Source organism: Agrobacterium sp. ST15.16.024 (genome assembly GCF_027956545.1).
Classification (GTDB): Bacteria; Pseudomonadota; Alphaproteobacteria; order Rhizobiales; family Rhizobiaceae; genus Agrobacterium; species Agrobacterium cucumeris.
Window position 1 is genome coordinate 1 of the sequence record NZ_JAQKGO010000054.1, and the last position, 432, is coordinate 432.

General features: G+C 55.3%; 1 protein-coding gene. It reads right to left on the bottom strand.

Annotated elements, in window-relative coordinates; genetic code table 11:
- The coding region (locus PL640_RS25600) for a hypothetical protein (protein ID WP_271363882.1) at positions 1 to 432 on the bottom strand (432 nt) is incomplete at both ends.

Here is a 432-nt window from a genome sequence, read left to right on the forward strand (position 1 = left end):
CAAGCGAGTGGCGAAGTTCCGATGGACGGCCGCATGAAGCGCAGGCGAATACTGGATACTCGTCGACGCTACCGTTCCAGGGAGACATATTCGGTCTGATTTTCTTCCCTAGCGTATCGCTTAGTTTTGCCGCGCGTTCGGCAGAGGTCAGACCTGATGGTCGGTCCTCGAATATCTTCTCACTGAAGACCTCAAGTCTCCCTGACCACCATCTGCGCCATCCATCTCCGAGAAGTCCGGTGTAGAGGACTCCTGCCTCTTGGAGCACAGGTGCGATCAAATGAAAATCTTCCGGGTTGATCCCGAGCATCGCACAGGCCCAATGGTCATCAATCAGGATTGCGGGCCTTTCAATCATGTTTCGAAGTAGCTGGCGAACGATAAGGTGCGGAGCTGCGGCGGTCTCGAAAGAACGACGGAGCTCCTGGCTGT